The following is an 18,438-nucleotide window of genomic DNA, read 5'->3' on the forward strand; positions in this document are numbered from 1 at the left end:
GCACACTTTCTGAGTAAAGACCTCATCAAATAGTTTGTGATACCGTTCACGAAGCCCGGCGAGGAAGCCGAAGGACCTGAGTAGCACGGTCCTTTGGCCCGAACCATCGACTCGGACCGGGCCTACGCTCGTCCCTGACGACCACTGACCACCCCTGCAACGCGGAGCCACCGCCATGCCGTCCAACGACGCCCGGACCCTCCTCCACACCGCCGTGCCCACTGCCGCCGCCGGTGTCGTCACCGTCGCCGTCAGCGCTGCGCTCGCCGGCGGCAAGGGAGCGATCGGGGCGGCGGCCGGGACGCTGGTGGTGATCCTCTTCATGGGGATCGGACTCGGCGTCCTGCAGCGGACGGCCAGGTCGCTGCCGCACCTGTTCCAGTCCATGGGGCTGCTGCTCTACACGACCGAACTGCTGCTGCTGTTCGTCTTCGTGGCCGCGTTCAAGAACACGACGCTGTTCAACCCCCGGGCCTTCGCCGCCGCGGTGATGGTCGCCACCCTCGTCTGGGTCGCGGCGCAGATCCGCGTGCACATGAAGACCAAGATCCTCTACGTCGAGCCGGAACCGTCCGCGGGCAGGAAGCCCGAGAACACGGGGTCCTCGACGTGAGGGGTAGGGCCGGGATAAGCGCTCGTTCGAGACCCTGCTATCGTCCGGTGCCAACTGCGGCACTGCGGGCGCGGGCATCACAATCGGCGCCTGTTCCATCGCGAGGCGCAATGCCTGAGCCGCCCCCCATCCGTAACACCAGTCCAGTGCCGACCAGCGGCTGCTTGCCGCGCCGACACAACGAGGTTGCCGTACCTATGCGCCACGCTGAAGGAGCCCGCGGTGAGTGCTGACCCGACGACGGTGCTCGCCTTCGAGACCGACTGCCACATCTTCGACGGATGTGGCTTCCCGGCTCCTGGCCTGCACTCCTTTGTTTTCGAGCCGATGTTCACCGTCGGCGGCATCGAGATCAACAAGCCGATGCTGCTGGCGGTCCTGAGCACCGTCGTCGTCGTCGGCTTCTTCTGGGCGGCTTTCAACAAGCCGAAGCTGGTGCCCGGAAAGCTCCAGATGGTCGCCGAGGCGGGATACGACTTCATCCGCACCGGTGTGGTGTACGAGTCGCTCGGCAAGCGCGAGGGCAAGAAGTACGTGCCCCTCATGGTCTCGCTGTTCTTCTTCATCTGGATCATGAACCTCTGGGCGATCATTCCCTTCGCCCAGTTCCCGGTGGTCTCGGTCATCGGGTTCCCGGTGGCGCTGGCCGCGATCGTGTACGTCCTGTGGGTCAGCCTGACCTTCAAGCGGCACGGCTTCGTCGGCGGCTGGAAGAACATCTCCGGCTACGACCCCTCGATCGGTCCGGCCCTGCCCTTCGTCATGGTCATCGAGGTCATGTCGAACCTGCTGATCCGGCCGTTCACCCACGCCGTGCGACTCTTCGCCAACATGTTCGCCGGTCACGTGCTGCTGCTGATCTTCACGATCGCCAGCTGGTACCTGCTGAACGGCATCGGCATCGCCTACGCCGGTGTGTCCTTCGTGATGGTCATCCTGATGACCGCCTTCGAACTGTTCATCCAGGCGCTGCAGGCCTACGTGTTCGTCCTCCTGGCCTGCAACTACATTCAGGGCGCTCTCGCCGAGCACCACTGACGCAGCCCAGCTCCACCCCCGATAGTCGTCCGGTGGCCAACCCCCACCGGTTCTGAAAGAGAAGGAAGAAACGGCATGTCCGCTCTTGAGACCCTCGCCGCCGTCAACATCTCGGGCAACCTCGGTTCCATCGGCTACGGCCTCGCCGCGATCGGCCCCGGCGTCGGCGTCGGCATCATCTTCGGTAACGGCACCCAGGCGCTGGCCCGTCAGCCCGAGGCCGCCGGCCTGATCCGCTCGAACCAGATCCTCGGCTTCGTGCTCTGTGAGGCGCTCGCCCTGATCGGTCTCGTCATGCCCTTCGTCTACCCGTTCTAGTCGCGGCATTTCCAGCCCGAAGCGACGAAAGGCATTGATGTGAACGCCCTACAGCTGGCGTCCGAGGGAGAGATCCAGAACCCGCTGCTCCCGGCGGTTCCCGAGATCGTCATCGGCCTCATCGCCTTCGCCATCGTCTTCGGTTTCCTCGCCAAGAAGCTCCTCCCGAACATCAACAAGGTTCTGGAAGAGCGCCGCGAGGCCATCGAAGGCGGTATCGAGAAGGCCGATGCGGCCCAGACCGAGGCCCAGAGCGTTCTTGAGCAGTACAAGGCTCAGCTCGCCGAGGCCCGCCACGAGGCCGCCCGTCTGCGCCAGGAGGCGCAGGAGCAGGGTGCCGTCATCATCCAGGAGATGAGGGCGGAAGGTCAGCGGCAGCGCGAGGAGATCATCGCGGCCGGCCACGCCCAGATCGAGGCCGACCGCAAGGCCGCGGCGTCCGCGCTGCGCCAGGACGTGGGCAGCCTCGCCACCGCCCTGGCCGGCAAGCTCGTCGGCGAGTCCCTCGAGGACCACGCCCGGCAGAGCGGCACCGTCGACCGGTTCCTCGACGAGCTCGAGGCGAAGGCCGAGGCCGTCCGATGAACGGAGCGAGCCGTGAGGCGCTGGCCGCCGCACGCGAGCGCCTCGACGCACTGACCGACTCCACGTCGGTCGACGCGGCGAAGCTCGCCGAGGAGCTGGCAGCCGTCACCGCGCTGCTCCACCGCGAGGTATCGCTGCGCCGGGTCCTCACCGACCCGTCGCAGGGCGGCGAGGCCAAGGCCGAGCTGGCCGGACGGCTGCTGCGCGGCCAGGTGGGCGGCGAAGCCGTGGACCTGGTCTCGGGCATGGTCCGTTCGCGCTGGTCGCAGTCGCGCGACCTGGTGGACTCGGTCGAGGAGCTGGCGAGCACCGCCGACCTCACCGCGGCCCAGCGCGCCGGTGTGCTCGACGACGTCGAGGACGAGCTGTTCCGGTTCGGCCGGATCGTCGGCTCCGACGTCGCGCTGCGCTCCGCGCTGACCGACCGGAGGGCCACCGCCGCCGCCAAGGGCGAGCTGCTCCGCAGCCTGCTCGGCGGCAAGGCGCAGCCCGTCACCGAGCGCGTGATCACGCGCCTCGTGACGCAGCCCCGAGGACGTAGCCTGGAAGCGGGACTCGACTCCCTGTCCGGGCTCGCCGCGGAGCGCCGGGACCGCACGGTCGCCGTCGTCACCTCGGCGGTGCCGCTGTCCGATCGCCAGAAGCAGCGCCTCGGCGCCGCCCTGGCGAAGATCTACGGCCGGCAGATGCACCTGAACCTGGACGTGGACCCCGAGGTCCTCGGCGGGATCTCGGTGCGCGTCGGTGACGAGGTCATCAACGGCACGATCGCGGAGCGCCTTGAAGAGGTCACCCGCAGGATGGCCGGCTGACAGCGCGCAGCGCCCCACCGCACCAACTGAACGAGCAAGAACAGCGGCCCGGTTGGGCCGTGCAGAAATTGCAGAAGATTCCTGGGGGTCGCCCCCAGACCCCTTTGAGAACTTCGGGCCCAACAAGGAGAGCAGGGAACCCAGATGGCGGAGCTCACGATCCGGCCGGAGGAGATCCGGGACGCACTGGATAACTTTGTCCAGTCGTACCAGCCGGACGCGGCCTCGCGCGAGGAGGTCGGAACGGTCAGCGTTGCCGGTGACGGCATCGCGAAGGTCGAGGGTCTTCCTTCGGCCCAGGCGAACGAGCTGCTGAAGTTCGAGGACGGCACCCTCGGTCTCGCCCTCAACCTCGAGGAGCGCGAGATCGGTGCGATCGTCCTCGGCGAGTTCAGCGGAATCGAGGAGGGCCAGCCGGTGCAGCGCACCGGTGAGGTGCTCTCCGTCGGCGTCGGCGAGGGCTACCTCGGCCGTGTCGTCGACCCGCTCGGCAACCCGATCGACGGTCTCGGCGAGATCGCGACCGAAGGCCGTCGCGCCCTCGAGCTGCAGGCCCCCGGCGTCATGGTCCGCAAGTCGGTCCACGAGCCGATGCAGACCGGCTACAAGGCCGTCGACGCGATGGTGCCGATCGGCCGCGGCCAGCGTCAGCTGATCATCGGCGACCGCCAGACCGGCAAGACCGCTCTGGCCGTCGACACGATCATCAACCAGCGCGACAACTGGCGCTCGGGCGACGTGAACAAGCAGGTGCGCTGCATCTACGTCGCCATCGGTCAGAAGGGCTCCACCATCGCCTCCGTGCGCGGTGCCCTCGAAGAGGCCGGCGCGCTGGAGTACACGACCATCGTCGCCGCCCCGGCGTCCGACCCGGCCGGCTTCAAGTACCTGGCGCCGTACACCGGTTCGGCCATCGGCCAGCACTGGATGTACGACGGCAAGCACGTCCTCATCATCTTCGACGACCTCTCGAAGCAGGCCGACGCCTACCGCGCCGTGTCGCTTCTGCTGCGCCGTCCGCCGGGCCGCGAGGCCTACCCGGGCGACGTCTTCTACCTGCACTCGCGTCTGCTGGAGCGCTGCGCCAAGCTCTCCGACGACATGGGCGCCGGTTCGATGACGGGCCTCCCGATCGTCGAGACCAAGGCGAACGACGTGTCGGCGTTCATCCCGACCAACGTCATCTCCATCACCGACGGCCAGTGCTTCCTGGAGTCCGACCTGTTCAACGCGGGTCAGCGTCCGGCGCTCAACGTCGGTATCTCGGTCTCCCGCGTCGGTGGCTCCGCCCAGCACAAGGCCATGAAGCAGGTCTCCGGCCGACTGCGCGTGGACCTCGCCCAGTACCGCGAGCTGGAGGCGTTCGCCGCCTTCGGTTCCGACCTGGACGCGGCCTCGAAGGCGTCGCTGGAGCGCGGCAAGCGCATGGTCGAGCTGCTGAAGCAGCCGCAGTACGCCCCGTTCCCGATGGAGGAGCAGGTCGTCTCGGTCTGGGCCGGCACCACGGGCAAGATGGACGACGTCCCGGTCGAGGACATCCGCCGCTTCGAGAGCGAGCTGCTGGAGTACCTGCGCCGTGAGCGCAAGGACCTCCTGACCGGCATCGCCGAGGGCGGCAAGATGTCCGACGACACGCTGCAGTCGATCGCCGACGCGATCGCCGCCTTCAAGCAGCAGTTCGAGACCTCGGACGGCAAGCTCCTGGGCGAGGGCTGATCGATGGGCGCTCAGCTTCGCGTTTACAAGCGCCGCATCCAAGCCGTCACCGCGACCAAGAAGATCACCAAGGCGATGGAGATGATCGCCGCCTCGCGCATCGTCAAGGCGCAGCGCAAGGTGGCGGCGTCGATGCCGTACGCGACCGAGCTCACCCGCGCGGTGACCGCGGTCGCGACCGGCTCGAACACCAACCATCCGCTCACCACCGAGGCCGAGTCCCCGGCCCGGGCGGCGGTCCTGCTCCTCACGAGCGACCGCGGTCTGGCCGGCGGCTACTCCTCCAACGCCATCAAGGCGGCGGAGCGGCTGAGGGAGCGGCTGGCGGCCGAGGGCAAGGAGGTCGACACCTACATCGTCGGCCGCAAGGGTGTCGCCTACTACGGCTTCCGCGAGCGCAAGGTCTCGGACGCCTGGACGGGCTTCACCGACAGCCCCGAGTACTCGGATGCCAAGAAGATCGCCGAGCCCCTGATCGCGTCCATCCAGAAGGACACGGCCGAGGGCGGCGTCGACGAGCTGCACATCGTCTTCACCGAGTTCGTGTCGATGATGACGCAGAACGCGGTCGACGGCCGGATGCTGCCGCTGTCGCTCGACAAGGCGGAGGAGGCGAGCACCGAGAAGGGCGAGATCCTTCCGCTGTTCGAGTTCGAGCCGTCGGCGGAGGACGTCCTCGACGCCCTGCTGCCGCGCTACGTCGAGAGCCGTATCTACAACGCACTGCTGCAGGCCGCCGCTTCCGAGCACGCCGCCCGCCGTCGTGCGATGAAGTCGGCGACCGACAACGCCGGGGATCTGATCAAGAGCCTCTCCCGGCTTGCCAACGCGGCCCGCCAGGCCGAAATCACCCAGGAAATCAGCGAGATCGTCGGCGGTGCAGGTGCGCTGGCCGACGCGTCCGCGGGGAGTGACAAGTAATGACGACGACAGTTGAGACGGCCGCTGCCACGGGCCGCGTCGCCCGGGTCATCGGCCCGGTCGTCGACGTGGAGTTCCCCGTCGACGCGATGCCGGAGATCTACAACGCCCTGCACGTCGAGGTCGACGACCCGGCCCAGGCCGGTGCTCGTAAGACGCTGACCCTCGAGGTCGCCCAGCACCTGGGTGACGGCGTGGTCCGCGCGATCTCGATGCAGCCCACCGACGGCCTGGTCCGCCAGGCCCCGGTGACCAACACGGGCACGGGCATCACCGTCCCCGTCGGTGACGTGACCAAGGGCAAGGTGTTCAACACCCTCGGTCAGATCCTGAACGAGCCGGAGGCCGAGGCGCAGATCACCGAGCGCTGGCCGATCCACCGCAAGGCCCCGGCCTTCGACCAGCTCGAGTCCAAGACCGAGATGTTCGAGACCGGCCTGAAGGTCGTCGACCTGCTGACCCCGTACGTCAAGGGCGGCAAGATCGGTCTGTTCGGTGGTGCGGGCGTCGGCAAGACGGTCCTCATCCAGGAAATGATCATGCGTGTGGCGAAGCTGCACGACGGTGTGTCGGTGTTCGCCGGTGTCGGCGAGCGCACCCGTGAGGGCAACGACCTCATCGACGAGATGACCGACTCGGGCGTCCTGGACAAGACCGCGCTGGTCTTCGGCCAGATGGACGAGCCGCCGGGCACCCGTCTGCGGGTCGCGCTGTCCGCCCTGACCATGGCGGAGTACTTCCGCGATGTGCAGAAGCAGGACGTGCTGCTCTTCATCGACAACATCTTCCGCTTCACGCAGGCCGGCTCCGAGGTCTCCACGCTGCTCGGCCGCATGCCGTCCGCGGTGGGTTACCAGCCGACCCTGGCCGACGAGATGGGTGTGCTCCAGGAGCGCATCACCTCGACGCGTGGTCACTCGATCACCTCGATGCAGGCGATCTACGTCCCCGCGGACGACCTGACCGACCCGGCCCCGGCCACCACGTTCGCCCACCTCGACGCGACGACGGTGCTCTCCCGTCCGATCTCCGAGAAGGGCATCTACCCGGCCGTGGACCCGCTGGACTCCACGTCCCGCATCCTGGACCCGCGCTACATCGCGCAGGACCACTACGACACGGCCAGCCGTGTCAAGGGGATCCTGCAGAAGTACAAGGACCTCCAGGACATCATCGCGATCCTCGGTATCGACGAGCTGGGCGAGGAGGACAAGCTCGTCGTCCACCGTGCCCGTCGCGTCGAGCGCTTCCTGTCGCAGAACACCCACGCCGCCAAGCAGTTCACCGGCCTGGACGGTTCGGACGTCCCGCTCGACGAGTCGATCGCCGCGTTCAACGCGATCTGTGACGGGGAGTACGACCACTTCCCCGAGCAGGCGTTCTTCATGTGCGGTGGCATCGAGGACCTGAAGTCCAACGCCAAGGAGCTCGGCGTCTCCTGAGCCTCCGGCTCACCGAGGGGGGTGGGTGTGTCCCGCCCCCCTCACCACGCCCCGTAGAATTGAAACGACACCCGGCACGACCGCCGGGTGGTGACCCGAGGAGCCACCCTTGGCTGCTGAGCTGCATGTCGAGCTGGTCGCCGCGGACCGCAGTGTCTGGTCCGGCGAGGCCACCCTCGTTGTCGCACGTACCACGTCCGGCGACATCGGCGTCATGCCCGGTCACCAGCCGCTCCTGGGTGTGCTGGAATCGGGCCCCGTGACGATCCGTACGAGCGACGGCGGGACGGTTGTCGCCGCTGTTCACGGCGGTTTCATCTCGTTCGCGGACAACAAGCTCTCGTTGCTTGCGGAGATCGCCGAGCTTGCCGACGAGATCGACGTCCAGCGCGCCGAGCGTGCGCTGGAGCGTGCGAAGTCGGACACGGACGCGGGCGCCGAGCGCCGCGCGGACGTGCGACTGCGTGCGGTGGCGGCGCGCTGAGCGTCCCCACGAGGAGTTTCTGACTCAGCCGCGGCCCGAACTGGAGCGATCCAGACCGTGTCGCGGCTGAGGCGATGCAGGTGCAGTGCGGTTCGGCTCGGTGCGGTATCCGTTTACTCGACGATGCGAGGAGGTCGGTGGAGATGGTCCTCGCTTTGTGGGTGGGCGGTCTGGTCGTCGTACTGGTCGCGGTGGGGCTGTTCGTCTTCGGCCTCCGCAGGCGCCTGATCCAGCGGTCGGGCGGGACCTTCGACTGCAGCCTGCGCTGGGACGTCTCCGAGGAGCCGGACTCCTCGGGCAAGGGCTGGGTGTACGGCGTCGCCCGGTACAGCGGCGACCGCGTCGACTGGTTCCGGGTCTTCTCCTACTCGCCCCGCCCCCGTCGCGGGCTGGAGCGTGCCGCCATCGAGGTCGTCGCCCGCCGGCTGCCCGAGGGCGAGGAGGAGCTGGCGCTCCTCTCCGACTCCGTCGTGCTCGGCTGTCTCCACCGCGGGACGCGCCTGGAGCTGGCGATGAGCGAGGACGCCCTGACCGGCTTCCTCGCCTGGCTGGAGGCAGCACCGCCCGGCCAGCGAGTCAACGTCGCCTGATCAAAGCCGTCTCTCCCCCGGACGGAGTCCGGGGGAGGGTGAAAGTGGCCTGAGGGCCGCAGGACGTGCGAAAGCCGGGGAGACGGGGGGCGGACCCGTCTCCCCGGCGCTTTTCGGGGGTGTGACTGCTCTCGGCCGTCAGTTGAGGCCGTTGTCCATCGCGGTCACGAGCTCGCCGTTCGCGGTGTCACCGCTGAACTCCCAGAAGAAGGCCCCGCCCAGCCCCTGGCCGTTCGCCCAGGCCATCTTGGAGGCGATGGTGGCCGGGGTGTCGTAGCTCCACCAGTTGGTGCCGCAGTGGGCGTAGGCGGTGCCGGCGATCGTGCCGGTGGCGGGGCAGCTGTTCTTCAGGACCTTGTAGTCCTCGATGCCCGGCTCGTACGTCCCCGGGGCCGCCCCGGTCGCCGAGCCTCCGGGGGCCGCCTGGGTCACGCCGGTCCAGCCGCGTCCGTAGAAGCCGATGCCGAGGAGCAGCTTGGAGGCCGGGACGCCCTGGGCCTTCAGCTTGGCGATGGCCGCGGCGGAGTTGAAGCCCTCCTGCGGGATGCCGCTGTACGAGGTCAGCGGGGAGTGCGGGGCCGTCGGGCCCTTCGGTGCGAAGGCGCCGAAGAAGTCGTAGGTCATCACGTTGTACCAGTTCATGGACTGGGCGGCGCCGGCGTAGTCGGCCGCGTCGATCTTGCCGCCCGTCGAGCCGTCCGCGGTGATCGCGGCGGTGACCAGGTTGCCGGTGCCGAACTTCGCCCGCAGGGCGGAGGCGACGTTCTTCAGTGCCGCCGGGCCGCTCGTGTCGCAGGTGAGACCGCAGGCGTTCGGGTACTCCCAGTCGATGTCGATGCCGTCGAAGACGTCGGCCCAGCGGGGGTCCTCGACCAGGTCGTAGCAGGACTGGGCGAAGGCGGCCGGGTTCTGGGCGGCCTGCGGGAAGCCGCCGGACCAGGTCCAGCCGCCGAACGACCAGAGGACCTTGATGTGCGGGTACTTGGCCTTCAGCTTGCGCAGCTGGTTGAAGCTGCCGCGCAGCGGCTGGTCCCAGGTGTCGGCGACCCCGTCGACCGACTGGTCGGCGGTGTAGGCCTTGTCGTAGTCGGCGTAGGCGTCACCGATGGTGCACTTGCCGTTCTGGACGTTGCCGAAGGCGTAGTTGATGTGCGTGATCTTCGCGGCGGAGCCGGAGGTCACGAGGTTCTTGACGTGGTAGTTGCGCCCGTAGACGCCCCACTCGGTGAAGTAGCCCAGGTTGATCTTGTCGCCGGTACCGGGGTTGCCCGGGTCGGTGGTCCCGGTGGTGCGGACGGCGACCGCGGCGCTGACCGGACCGGTCTGGTCGGCGGTGTCACGGGCCCGCACGGTGTACGAGTAGTCGGTGCCCTTGGTGAGCCCGCTGTCGGTGTACGTCGTCGTGGTGACCGTCGCGACCTTGGCGCCGTCGCGCAGGACGTCGTAGTTCTTGACGCCCTTGTCGTCCGTGGCGGCGGTCCAGCTGATCTTCGCCGAGGTGTCCGTCACGTTGCTCGCGGTCGGGGTGCCGGGCTTGGACGGGGGGTTGTCGCCGGGCACGCTGCCGCCGTCACAGGAGGCGCCGTTCAGCTTGCAGCCGGAGGGGGAGCCGGAGCCGGTGCCGTTGAAGCCGAAGCTGACGCTGGCGCCCGGGGCGACCGTTCCGTTCCAGCCGAGGTTCTTGGCGGTCCAGTGGGTTCCGGAGCTCGTGACGGCGGCGTCCCAGGCGGAGCCGACCGCGGTGCCGGAGGGGAAGTCCCACTCGATGGTCCAGGAGGAGAGAGCGGTGGTGCCGGTGTTCTTGACGGTCCACTGGCCCTCGAAGCCGGTGCCCCAGTCGGACTTCTTGACGTAGGAGGCGGTGGCGGAGGTGGCGGCCTCGGCGGGGGAGGCCAGGCCGACCATCGCGGCGAGGGGGAGCAGCAGCGCGGTGAGGCCCGCTACCGCCTTGGACCGGGTGGCTGTGCCTGCGCCGCGTCTCCATCTGAGTCGGCTGAGGCGTACGGGGGTGTCAGTGCTCAACGGTGCTCCTCGGGTGAGGTCCGGCAAACGGGGGATGATCCGTAACCTGCGAACCCTGCGTCGCCCTGAGCTTGCCTTGTCATGGCTCACTCACCGCAGCGTGTCCGGTGAGATTAGGAAGGTCTGGACCAATCGTCAAGAGGTCCAGACCAAAGATTCACGCTCCGGGCCGCACACCCCACTGCTGCGCGAGTACCGCGGCTTGGGCCCTGCTGCGCAGCCCCAGCTTTCCGAGGAGCCTGCTGACGTGTGTCTTCACTGTCGCTTCGGCCATCGAGAGCCGCCCGGCGACCTCCAGGTTGGACAGTCCCAGGCCGAGGCATCCCAGCACCTCGCGCTCCCGCCGCGTCAGGGTGCCGAGGGCCTCGGGTGCGGCCGGCCGGTGCGCGGGGGAGGCCGAGGCGAACTCCTCGATCAGCCGCCGCGTCACGGCCGGGGCGATCAGGCCCTCGCCGCGTGCCACCGTACGTACGGCGTCGAGGAGGTCCCTGGCCTCCGTGTTCTTCAGCAGGAAGCCCGACGCTCCCGCGCGCAGTGCGCCGAAGACGTACTCGTCCAGGTCGAAGGTCGTCAGCACCAGCACGTCCGCCAGCCGTTCCGCCACGATCTGCCGGGTGGCCGAGACCCCGTCGAGCCGTGGCATCTGCACGTCCATCAGGACCAGATCCGGGCGCAGTTCACGGGTCAGGCGCACGGCCGCCTCCCCGTCCGCGGCCTCGCCCGCCACCTCGATGTCCGGCGCGCTCCTCAGGATCAGTACCAGCCCCGCACGCACCGCCGACTGGTCCTCCGCGACCAGCACCCGGATCGTCATGACCGTCGTGTCCTCTCCTCGACGGGCAGTTCGGCCCGCACCAGCCAGATCGTCTCGCCGTCACCCCGGAGACCGGGCCCCGCCCCGATCGTCCCGCCCAGCAGGGCCACCCGTTCCCGCATCCCCACCAGGCCTGCTCCCGAACCGGGCGCGCGCGGCCCCGGGCGGTCGCCGAACACACTGCTCACCTCCACCGTGAGCGCCGTGCCGGACCGTCCCAGCCGCACGGTCACCGGGCCGGGCACCGCGTGCTTCAGCGCGTTCGTCAGCGACTCCTGGACGATGCGGTACGCCGCCAGCTCCACCGGCGCCGGGAGCGGCTCCGGCTCCTCGCGGCCGTCGTCCAGGGTGACGGTGAGCCCGCTGGACGCGGAGTTGGCGCCGGCCTGCTCCACGAGGGCGTCCAGGGAGCCGAGGGTCGGTGCGGCGCTCGGCGGACCGGACGTGTCGCCGTCCCGCAGGAGCCCGATCAGCCGCCGCATCTCCGTCAGCCCGTCGACACTGTTCCGCCGGATCACCCCGAGAGCCTCCCGGGACGTACCCGGATCGTCGATGGAGAGCGCTGCGGTGGAGTGGATGGCGATCGCCGAGAGGTGGTTGGCGACCATGTCGTGCAGTTCGCGCGCCATCCGTGACCGCTCCGCGGCCACCGCCTGCACCCGGTCCATCTCGGCGAGCAGTGCGGTCTGGTCGGCGCGCAGCCGGGCCGCCTCGGCGGCGTCCCGGTGGTTGCGCACCGCGGCGCCGGTGAGCGCGGGCCCGACGAGGACCATCCCGATGACGATGCCGATGAGCAGGGCGTCCGGCGAGGGGACCCAGGCCGCGAAGCCCGCCGTCGCGGCGACCGTGGCGAGCAGGGTGACCACCGGAATGCGGCGGGACGCGGCGGGGGAGCCGTACAGCACCGCCGCGTACACGAGGTCGGTGTACATCAGCAGGGTGGCCAGGCTGCCCACGGTGAACTGGTCGGCGACCAGTGCGAGCGTGCCCACCGCCAGCGCGGTGCACGGGACGCTGCGGCGCAGCAACTCCAGGGCCGACACGGCGACGAGGGGCAGCAGGGACACCCAGGGGGCGTCGAAGAGGGGGCCGTTCTGGATGTGGATGCCGACCAGCCACAGGACGACACCGCCCGACAGTCCGAGGATGGCGAGCAGGACGTCGTGACGGTGCGGGCGCGCGACGGGGAGCACGCTCCCATTCAACACGGCGGTGCGCCACGGCACGTCCGTACGCGGGGTGAGGTCCCGCTGCATCGAAGTATGCAGTCACGATTCCTCACTGCCGACGACGACCGCGGGGCTCGGGAACGGGAGCCTGGGGAGGACCGGAAGGAGAAGGACCGTGATCGTCACGCTGATCGTGCTCTGCGAGGTGGGGTTCTGGGTGCTGCTGGCAGCCGGACTCGCGCTGCGGTACGTCGCGCGGAAGCCCCGGCTCGGCGCGGCCGTGCTGCTGTGCGAGCCCCTGCTGGAGGTCGTCCTGCTCGTCGTGACGGCCGTCGACCTGAAGAACGGCGCCGAGCCGGGCCTGAGGCACGGCCTCGCCGCCGTCTACATCGGCTTCACCGTCGGACTCGGCCACTCCACCGTCACCTGGGTCGACGCACGGGTCGCGCATCGCTTCGCCGGCGGTCCGCCCCCGCCGAAGCCCCCGAAGTACGGCAGGGCACGCGCCGCCCACGAGTGGCGCATCGCGGCCCGCTGGTGCGTGTCAGCGGTGACGGCCATCGTCCTTCTCCAGGCGGCGGCCTGGTACGTCGGCGGGGACGGCGACACCGGCTCGCTGCGCATGTGGCAGCAGAAGATGCTCCTGGTGATCGGGATCAACCTGCTCATCGCCGGCAGCTACACGGTCTTCCCCAAGCGGGAGCCCGAGGTCCGGACCGGGGCGGGACCGTGATCAGCGCTCGCCGCCCGGCACCCACAGCACGTCCCCGACCTCCTTGTTCGCTGTCCTGGCGAGGATGAACAGGAGGTCGGAGAGGCGGTTCAGATAGGTCGCCGTCAGGGCGTTCATCACCTCGCCGTGCACCTCCAGCGCCGCCCAGGTGGACCGCTCGGCCCGCCGGACGACCGTGCAGGCCTGGTGCAGCAGCGCCGCCCCGGGCGTGCCGCCCGGAAGGATGAAGCTGCGGAGCTTCTCCAGCTCCTCCAGGAAGGTGTCGCAGTCGGCCTCCAGCTTGTCGACGTACGACTGCTCGACCCGCAGCGGCGGGTACTCCGGGTTCTCGACCACCGGCGTGCACAGGTCCGCGCCCACGTCGAAGAGGTCGTTCTGCACCCGGACGAGCACCTTCACGACGTCCTCCGCGAGGTTGCCGAGCGCGACGGCCGTGCCGATCACGGCGTTGGCCTCGTTGGCGTCGGCGTAGGCCGCGATCCGCAGATCGGTCTTGGCGGTCCGGCTCATGTCGCCGAGGGCGGTGGTGCCCTGGTCGCCGGTACGGGTGTAGATGCGCGTCAGATTGACCATGGGGCCAGCGTAGTTATCGCGCGGCCCCGCGGGGGACGCGCGTGCCGGGCGTCACAGCCGGACGGCCGGACGGGCCGGAGGGCCGGACCGGCTCCGGCGGACGGTCCCGGGCGCCGGTCCGCCCGCGCGGAAGGACCCGGCGCGGGCTCGCCGTGCGGGTCCCCGCCCCGGGCGCGGACGCACATGACGCACCGTCCCGTCCGGTGCCGCGCAGAGGCCCTCCCGGCCGGCCGGTCCTCAACTGCGGGCGGCACGCCGCCGGGTGGCGCCGAGCGGTGTGATGTCCGTCATGTGAGACGTGACGCGCATCTCTTCGGGGCCCCACGGCCCCTCACGGGTACTAATCTCCGCCGGAGAGCATGTGGAGAACCGAGAAGAATGGGGTGCGGAACGTGGCCAGGAAGCTCGCCGTCATCGGCGCCGGACTCATGGGGTCCGGTATCGCGCAGGTCTCCGCCCAGGCGGGCTGGGACGTCGTCCTGCGTGATGTCACCGACGAGGCCCTGGCCCGCGGACGCGCAGGCATCGAGGCCAGCTACGGCAAGTTCGTCGCCAAGGGCAAGCTGGAGGCGGCCGACGCGGAGGCCTCGCTCGCCCGGATCACCACGACCACCGACCTCGACGCCGTGGCCGACGCGGACGTCGTCGTCGAGGCCGTCTTCGAGAAGCTGGAGGTCAAGCACGACATCTTCCGCACGCTCGACACCATCGTGCGGGAGGACGCGGTCCTCGCCTCCAACACCTCCGCCATCCCGATCACCAAGATCGCCGCGGTGACCGGGCGCCCGGAGCGGGTCGTCGGCGTGCACTTCTTCTCGCCGGTCCCGATGATGCAGCTCTGCGAGCTGGTCCGCGGCTACAAGACGAGCGACGAAACCCTGGCCACGGCACGGGAGTTCGCCGAGTCGGTCGGCAAGACCTGCATCGTCGTCAACCGGGACGTCGCAGGCTTCGTCACCACCCGGCTGATCTCCGCGCTGGTCGTCGAGGCGGCGAAGCTGTACGAGTCGGGCGTCGCCTCGGCCGAGGACATCGACACCGCCTGCAAGCTGGGCTTCGGCCACGCCATGGGGCCGCTGGCCACGGCCGACATGACCGGCGTCGACATCCTGCTGCACGCCACCGGCAACATCTACACCGAGTCCCAGGACGAGAAGTTCGCCGCCCCGGAGCTGATGCGCCGGATGGTCGACGCAGGTGACATCGGGCGCAAGAGCGGGCAGGGCTTCTACACCTACTGATCACGAACGGGGCCTCCGGAGGCCTGATACGCCGTCAGTCAGACCCGGGGGCCCCGGGATCCGGTGCCGCACGCGCCCGGATCCGACGGGGAGCCGCCGGACCCGCTTCACTCTTCGGGGTGAATTCGGTACCGGTTCGCTTACAGACGGCAACTTACCTGTCGCTGCGGCAGTCAGTTGTGGCAGAGACAGAAGGCGACAAGACAGGCAGACGGACCCAGCCGAAGAGCACTTCCGGGGAGCGCATATGCATATCAGGGGCGACCACGCCGAGCTGGTCGTCGGGGGCCGCCTCGACGTCCGAAGCGCGGCGGACGCCCGTACGGTCCTGCACTCGGCCGTCGACGACGGGGCCGGCGATCTCGTCCTGAACCTCACCGAGCTCGACTCCTGGGACGCCACCGGGCTCGGCGTCATCATGGGCGCACACCGCAGAGCCGGCCGGGCCGGCCGGCGGCTGGTGCTGCGCGGGGTCCCGCCGCAGATGCAGCGCCTGCTCGTGGCGACGCGGCTGCACCGGATCCTTGCCATCGAGGGCGGACTCGCCGTGGACTCGCTGCCCCGCGTCTGAGGCGCGGCGCGGAGACCCGCGGCCGGCCTGAGCCGGTGGCCGCGCCCGGGTCCCCGGTCCACCGGTGCGGACGTCCCCCTCCCGAGGGGTGATACGCGCACAATCCTCACGAGAACGTGATGTCCGGGGCGGTCCGGCCCCCCGCCGAGTCGTAGATACTGTGCGAAGGTTTAGGGTTCGGCCGTCTGCCGATCGACGGGAACCCACTGGCGGACACCGGACCGGAAGCGACAGCGGGGCGTGTGAGGCCGGAAGGGGCAACAGCGCGCTGCGCGTCTGGGGGACTTGGACGATGGACCCGACCAACCGTGGACCGGAAGAGAACGGCGACGGCCACTCCGGTGACGACGGGGCGCGGCGACGGCAGTCCCGTGACCCGCTGACACCCGACTTCGGGCACCCCGCGCCGCAGCAGGCGCGGACGGTGCAGCTGATATCGGGCGACTTCCTGCTCACCGTCAACCCGGTCGACGGCAGCGAGATCGAGCCGTGCAGGCCGGGCGAACAGCCCGACGCGCCCGTCCGGCACACCGCCGCCCGGCGCGTGGAGCGCGAGCGTGCCGCAGCGCCGCCGGTCCCGCCGGGGCCGCCCGCGCCGCAGACGCCCCTGCTGGAACGCCGGGACGAGCGCGACCGGCTGCAACGCCTGCTGGCCCGGGGGCGCTCGGTGTGCCTCACCGGACCCGCCGGATCCGGCCGCACGGCCCTGCTGGACGCGGTGGCCGCCGACTGCGCGGCCCTGGCCCCCGACGGCGTCGTGCGCCTCTCCGGACACAGGCGGACCGTCACGGACCTGCTGTACGGGCTGTTCGACGCCGTCTTCCGCGCCCCGCTGCACCGCCCCGACCGTGAACGACTCCTCGCGCTCCTCCACGGCGTCGGCGCCGTCGTCGTCGTCGACGACCTGGAGCTGGGCGGCGCCCCGCTCCAGGAGCTGCTGGACGCCACCCCCGAATGCGCGTTCCTGTTCGCCACGACCCCCGACGTGCCGTCCCCCGCGGCCGAGGCGAACCTCGAAGAGGTCTTCCTCACCGGTCTCGGCCGCAGCGCCTCCATCGAGCTCATGGAACACGTCGTGGAACGCCCGCTCACCGACGAGGAGGCGAACTGGGCGGGAGACCTCTGGTTCGAGTCCGAGGGGCTGCCGCTGCGCTTCGTCCAGGCGGGCGCCCTGCTGCGGCAGCGCGACGACCTGCGCGCCGGCCGGGACGCGTCCTCCGACGGCGCCGGCGGCGACGGTGACGCGGACGAACCGGACGACGCGCCCTTCGGCCGGACCGGGCGCACCCTCCCGCTGCCCAGCCTCGGCGAGGGAGCGGCGCCCGCCGCCCTGCTCGCCTCACGGCTGAGCGAGGCCGCCCGCGCCACCCTGGGCTTCGCCGTCGCGCTCGGCGGCGAGGTGCCGCACCAGGCCCATCTGCCGGCGCTCGTGGGCGACACCCACGCCGACGCCGCGCTGGGCGAACTCGCCCTGTGCGGCCTGCTCTCCCCGGCGGGATCCCGCTACCGGCTGGCCGCCGGGGTCCTGAACCAGCTGGAGGCGAGCGGCTACGGCGAGGACGCCGACAGCCACGCCCGCAGCGCCGCCCAGCACTACGCCTGGTGGGCGGGACACCCCTCGGTCACCCCGGAACGCGCGATCGCCGAATCGGACGCCCTCCTCGCCTCGATGGCCCGCCTCGTCCCGGGGGAGGCCCCCGGACAGGCCAGTGTGGCCGTCCTGCTGGCCCGCAGCGCCGCCCCCGCGTTCGCCGCGGGGATGCAGTGGGGCGCCTGGGAGAAGGCCCTCCGAGCGGGCCAGGAGGCCGCCCGGATCGCCGGCGAGGTCGCCGAGGAGGCGTACTTCCACCACGAGCTGGGGATCCTCGCCCTCTGCACCGGCCATCTGGACCGGGCCCGCGCAGAGCTGGAGACGTCGGTCGGCATGCGCGGCGCCCTCGCCGACAAGCCCGGCGCGGTGGTCGGGCGCCGGGCGCTCGCCCTCGTCGCGGACCGTTCGGGCGAACCCGTGCTCAGCACCCTCGCGGCCGACGAGGTGCCGATGGTGCCGCACCACGACGAGCGGGCCACACCGCCCCGCGGCACCCCGGCGGTGAAGCCGCTCTTCCCCCGGCTGACCGACACCTCGGCGACCGTGATCGCCCCGCACGGACCGCCGCCCGGCCCGCCCGCCGGGCGCGGCGGAATCCTCGGCGGCGCCCGGCGCAACCTGGTCGCGGTCGGCGCGGGAGCGCTGCTGGCGGCCGTGCTCGGCACGGTCGTGACCCTGGGGGCCACCTCCGGGAACGAGGACCCCGAAGGACGGAACTCCACGACCGAGCAGTCCGTGAACGAGGACGACGGCGAGGCCGGCCCCTCCGCGGACGACCCGGTCGACGGCCCGGCCACCGAGGGCGGCACGACCGGCGGCGCGCCCGCTCCCAGCGCATCGGACCGGTCCACCCCGTCCGCCGGCACGTCCCCGTCGCCGGGGACGTCCGAGCCCGGGGCGAGCCCGACCTCGGAGTCTCCGTCCGGCGACAGCCCCAGCAGCGGGCCGACCACCAAGGACCCGTCGCCGACGAGCGGTCCGCCGAAGCCGACGACCACCCCGCCCCCCACGGAACCGACGCCCACGGACCCCACCACCGACCCGACACCGCCGGACCCGACCTCCCCGGACCCCACCACGGAGCCGGAGACCTCCAACTCGGCGAGCGGACCGGCCGAGTCGGCCACCGCATCGGCGACCGTCGACGCGCCCGGCGGGGAGACCTCCGGCACCACGCCGACCGCCTGAGAGAGCGAAAACCCCCC

The 18,438-nt window shown here is 70.5% G+C and carries 18 protein-coding genes; 14 read left to right on the plus strand and 4 right to left on the minus strand.

The window, feature by feature from the left end:
* Positions 1-175 precede the first annotated feature (175 nt).
* The 10 genes from ABZ172_RS09830 to ABZ172_RS09875 all read left to right on the plus strand — a co-directional run bounded on the left by ABZ172_RS09830 (position 176) and on the right by ABZ172_RS09875 (position 8,519).
* Complete coding sequence (locus ABZ172_RS09830; RefSeq protein ID WP_356882048.1) at positions 176-613, plus strand: hypothetical protein; 438 nt, start codon at positions 176-178, stop codon at positions 611-613.
* A gap of 222 nt (positions 614-835) precedes the next feature.
* Complete coding sequence (gene atpB / locus ABZ172_RS09835) at positions 836-1,651, plus strand: F0F1 ATP synthase subunit A (RefSeq protein ID WP_356882050.1); 816 nt, start codon at positions 836-838, stop codon at positions 1,649-1,651.
* 75 nt (positions 1,652-1,726) lie between these two features.
* Complete coding sequence (atpE, locus tag ABZ172_RS09840; protein WP_073727291.1) at positions 1,727-1,969, plus strand: ATP synthase F0 subunit C; 243 nt, start codon at positions 1,727-1,729, stop codon at positions 1,967-1,969.
* A 39-nt stretch (positions 1,970-2,008) separates the two neighbouring features.
* Entirely contained in the window at positions 2,009-2,554 is a 546-nt protein-coding gene (locus ABZ172_RS09845) for a F0F1 ATP synthase subunit B (protein ID WP_014154051.1), read from the plus strand.
* Entirely contained in the window at positions 2,551-3,366 is an 816-nt protein-coding gene (locus tag ABZ172_RS09850) for a F0F1 ATP synthase subunit delta (protein ID WP_356882053.1), read from the plus strand. Before ABZ172_RS09845 ends, ABZ172_RS09850 begins: the two co-directional genes overlap by 4 nt.
* A 144-nt stretch (positions 3,367-3,510) precedes the next feature.
* Positions 3,511-5,082 (plus strand): F0F1 ATP synthase subunit alpha, encoded by a 1,572-nt coding sequence (gene atpA / locus ABZ172_RS09855; protein ID WP_356882055.1) that lies wholly within the window; start codon positions 3,511-3,513, stop codon positions 5,080-5,082.
* Between the two features lie 3 nt (positions 5,083-5,085).
* A complete protein-coding gene (locus ABZ172_RS09860) occupies positions 5,086-6,003 on the plus strand; it encodes a F0F1 ATP synthase subunit gamma (RefSeq protein ID WP_356882057.1) in 918 nt (305 codons plus the stop codon).
* Positions 6,003-7,445 (plus strand): F0F1 ATP synthase subunit beta, encoded by a 1,443-nt coding sequence (atpD, locus tag ABZ172_RS09865; protein ID WP_356882059.1) that lies wholly within the window; start codon positions 6,003-6,005, stop codon positions 7,443-7,445. Before ABZ172_RS09860 ends, atpD begins: the two co-directional genes overlap by 1 nt.
* Before the next feature lie 109 nt (positions 7,446-7,554).
* Entirely contained in the window at positions 7,555-7,929 is a 375-nt protein-coding gene (locus tag ABZ172_RS09870; protein WP_356882061.1) for a F0F1 ATP synthase subunit epsilon, read from the plus strand.
* Between the two features lie 143 nt (positions 7,930-8,072).
* The gene (locus ABZ172_RS09875; RefSeq protein WP_356882063.1) at positions 8,073-8,519 is read left to right on the plus strand and encodes a DUF2550 domain-containing protein; all 447 of its coding nucleotides are present in this window, start codon (positions 8,073-8,075) and stop codon (positions 8,517-8,519) included.
* Between the two features lie 138 nt (positions 8,520-8,657).
* Here the strand turns inward: ABZ172_RS09875 and ABZ172_RS09880 are convergent, their stop codons facing one another.
* The 3 genes from ABZ172_RS09880 to ABZ172_RS09890 form a co-directional block, all read right to left on the minus strand.
* Positions 8,658-10,541 carry a glycoside hydrolase family 18 chitinase gene (locus ABZ172_RS09880; protein WP_356882065.1) on the minus strand — a complete coding sequence of 628 codons (1,884 nt, stop codon included), beginning with the start codon at positions 10,539-10,541 and terminating at the stop codon, positions 8,658-8,660.
* 157 nt (positions 10,542-10,698) lie between these two features.
* Positions 10,699-11,355 carry a response regulator transcription factor gene (locus tag ABZ172_RS09885; protein ID WP_356882067.1) on the minus strand — a complete coding sequence of 219 codons (657 nt, stop codon included), beginning with the start codon at positions 11,353-11,355 and terminating at the stop codon, positions 10,699-10,701.
* A complete protein-coding gene (locus ABZ172_RS09890; RefSeq protein ID WP_356882069.1) occupies positions 11,352-12,548 on the minus strand; it encodes a histidine kinase in 1,197 nt (398 codons plus the stop codon). The genes ABZ172_RS09885 and ABZ172_RS09890 overlap by 4 nt, the downstream gene beginning before the upstream one ends.
* 151 nt (positions 12,549-12,699) lie before the next feature.
* Between ABZ172_RS09890 and ABZ172_RS09895 the strand changes: the two genes are divergently transcribed.
* Positions 12,700-13,257 (plus strand): hypothetical protein, encoded by a 558-nt coding sequence (locus ABZ172_RS09895; protein WP_356882071.1) that lies wholly within the window; start codon positions 12,700-12,702, stop codon positions 13,255-13,257.
* Here ABZ172_RS09895 and ABZ172_RS09900 read toward each other — a convergent pair whose 3' ends face one another.
* Positions 13,258-13,830 (minus strand): cob(I)yrinic acid a,c-diamide adenosyltransferase, encoded by a 573-nt coding sequence (locus ABZ172_RS09900; RefSeq protein ID WP_356882073.1) that lies wholly within the window; start codon positions 13,828-13,830, stop codon positions 13,258-13,260.
* 392 nt (positions 13,831-14,222) lie between these two features.
* Here ABZ172_RS09900 and ABZ172_RS09905 point away from each other — a divergent pair, with 392 nt between their 5' ends.
* The 3 genes from ABZ172_RS09905 (at position 14,223) to ABZ172_RS09915 (ending at position 18,421) form a co-directional block, all read left to right on the plus strand.
* On the plus strand, positions 14,223-15,071 hold the full coding sequence (locus ABZ172_RS09905; protein ID WP_356882076.1) for a 3-hydroxyacyl-CoA dehydrogenase family protein: 849 nt from the start codon (positions 14,223-14,225) through the stop codon (positions 15,069-15,071).
* 247 nt (positions 15,072-15,318) lie between these two features.
* On the plus strand, positions 15,319-15,642 hold the full coding sequence (locus tag ABZ172_RS09910) for an STAS domain-containing protein (RefSeq protein WP_147959527.1): 324 nt from the start codon (positions 15,319-15,321) through the stop codon (positions 15,640-15,642).
* A gap of 292 nt (positions 15,643-15,934) precedes the next feature.
* The gene (locus ABZ172_RS09915; RefSeq protein WP_356882079.1) at positions 15,935-18,421 is read left to right on the plus strand and encodes an ATP-binding protein; all 2,487 of its coding nucleotides are present in this window, start codon (positions 15,935-15,937) and stop codon (positions 18,419-18,421) included.
* The last annotated feature ends 17 nt before the right edge of the window (positions 18,422-18,438 follow it).

Origin of the sequence: Streptomyces sp. NPDC006296 (assembly GCF_040613235.1) — a bacterium.
In the GTDB taxonomy this organism is placed as follows: domain Bacteria; phylum Actinomycetota; class Actinomycetes; order Streptomycetales; family Streptomycetaceae; genus Streptomyces.

What these genes read in the sequence shown, in the direction of transcription:
- ABZ172_RS09830 (WP_356882048.1), top strand. Translation starts at nt 176, where the DNA reads ATGCCGTCCAACGACGCCCGGACCCTCCTCCACACCGCCGTGCCCACT.
- atpE (WP_073727291.1), top strand. Translation starts at nt 1,727, where the DNA reads ATGTCCGCTCTTGAGACCCTCGCCGCCGTCAACATCTCGGGCAACCTC.
- ABZ172_RS09850 (WP_356882053.1), top strand. Translation starts at nt 2,551, where the DNA reads ATGAACGGAGCGAGCCGTGAGGCGCTGGCCGCCGCACGCGAGCGCCTC.
- atpA (WP_356882055.1), top strand. Translation starts at nt 3,511, where the DNA reads ATGGCGGAGCTCACGATCCGGCCGGAGGAGATCCGGGACGCACTGGAT.
- ABZ172_RS09860 (WP_356882057.1), top strand. Translation starts at nt 5,086, where the DNA reads ATGGGCGCTCAGCTTCGCGTTTACAAGCGCCGCATCCAAGCCGTCACC.
- atpD (WP_356882059.1), top strand. Translation starts at nt 6,003, where the DNA reads ATGACGACGACAGTTGAGACGGCCGCTGCCACGGGCCGCGTCGCCCGG.
- ABZ172_RS09875 (WP_356882063.1), top strand. Translation starts at nt 8,073, where the DNA reads ATGGTCCTCGCTTTGTGGGTGGGCGGTCTGGTCGTCGTACTGGTCGCG.
- ABZ172_RS09885 (WP_356882067.1), bottom strand. Translation starts at nt 11,355, where the DNA reads ATGACGATCCGGGTGCTGGTCGCGGAGGACCAGTCGGCGGTGCGTGCG.
- ABZ172_RS09900 (WP_356882073.1), bottom strand. Translation starts at nt 13,830, where the DNA reads ATGGTCAATCTGACGCGCATCTACACCCGTACCGGCGACCAGGGCACC.
- ABZ172_RS09910 (WP_147959527.1), top strand. Translation starts at nt 15,319, where the DNA reads ATGCATATCAGGGGCGACCACGCCGAGCTGGTCGTCGGGGGCCGCCTC.
- ABZ172_RS09915 (WP_356882079.1), top strand. Translation starts at nt 15,935, where the DNA reads ATGGACCCGACCAACCGTGGACCGGAAGAGAACGGCGACGGCCACTCC.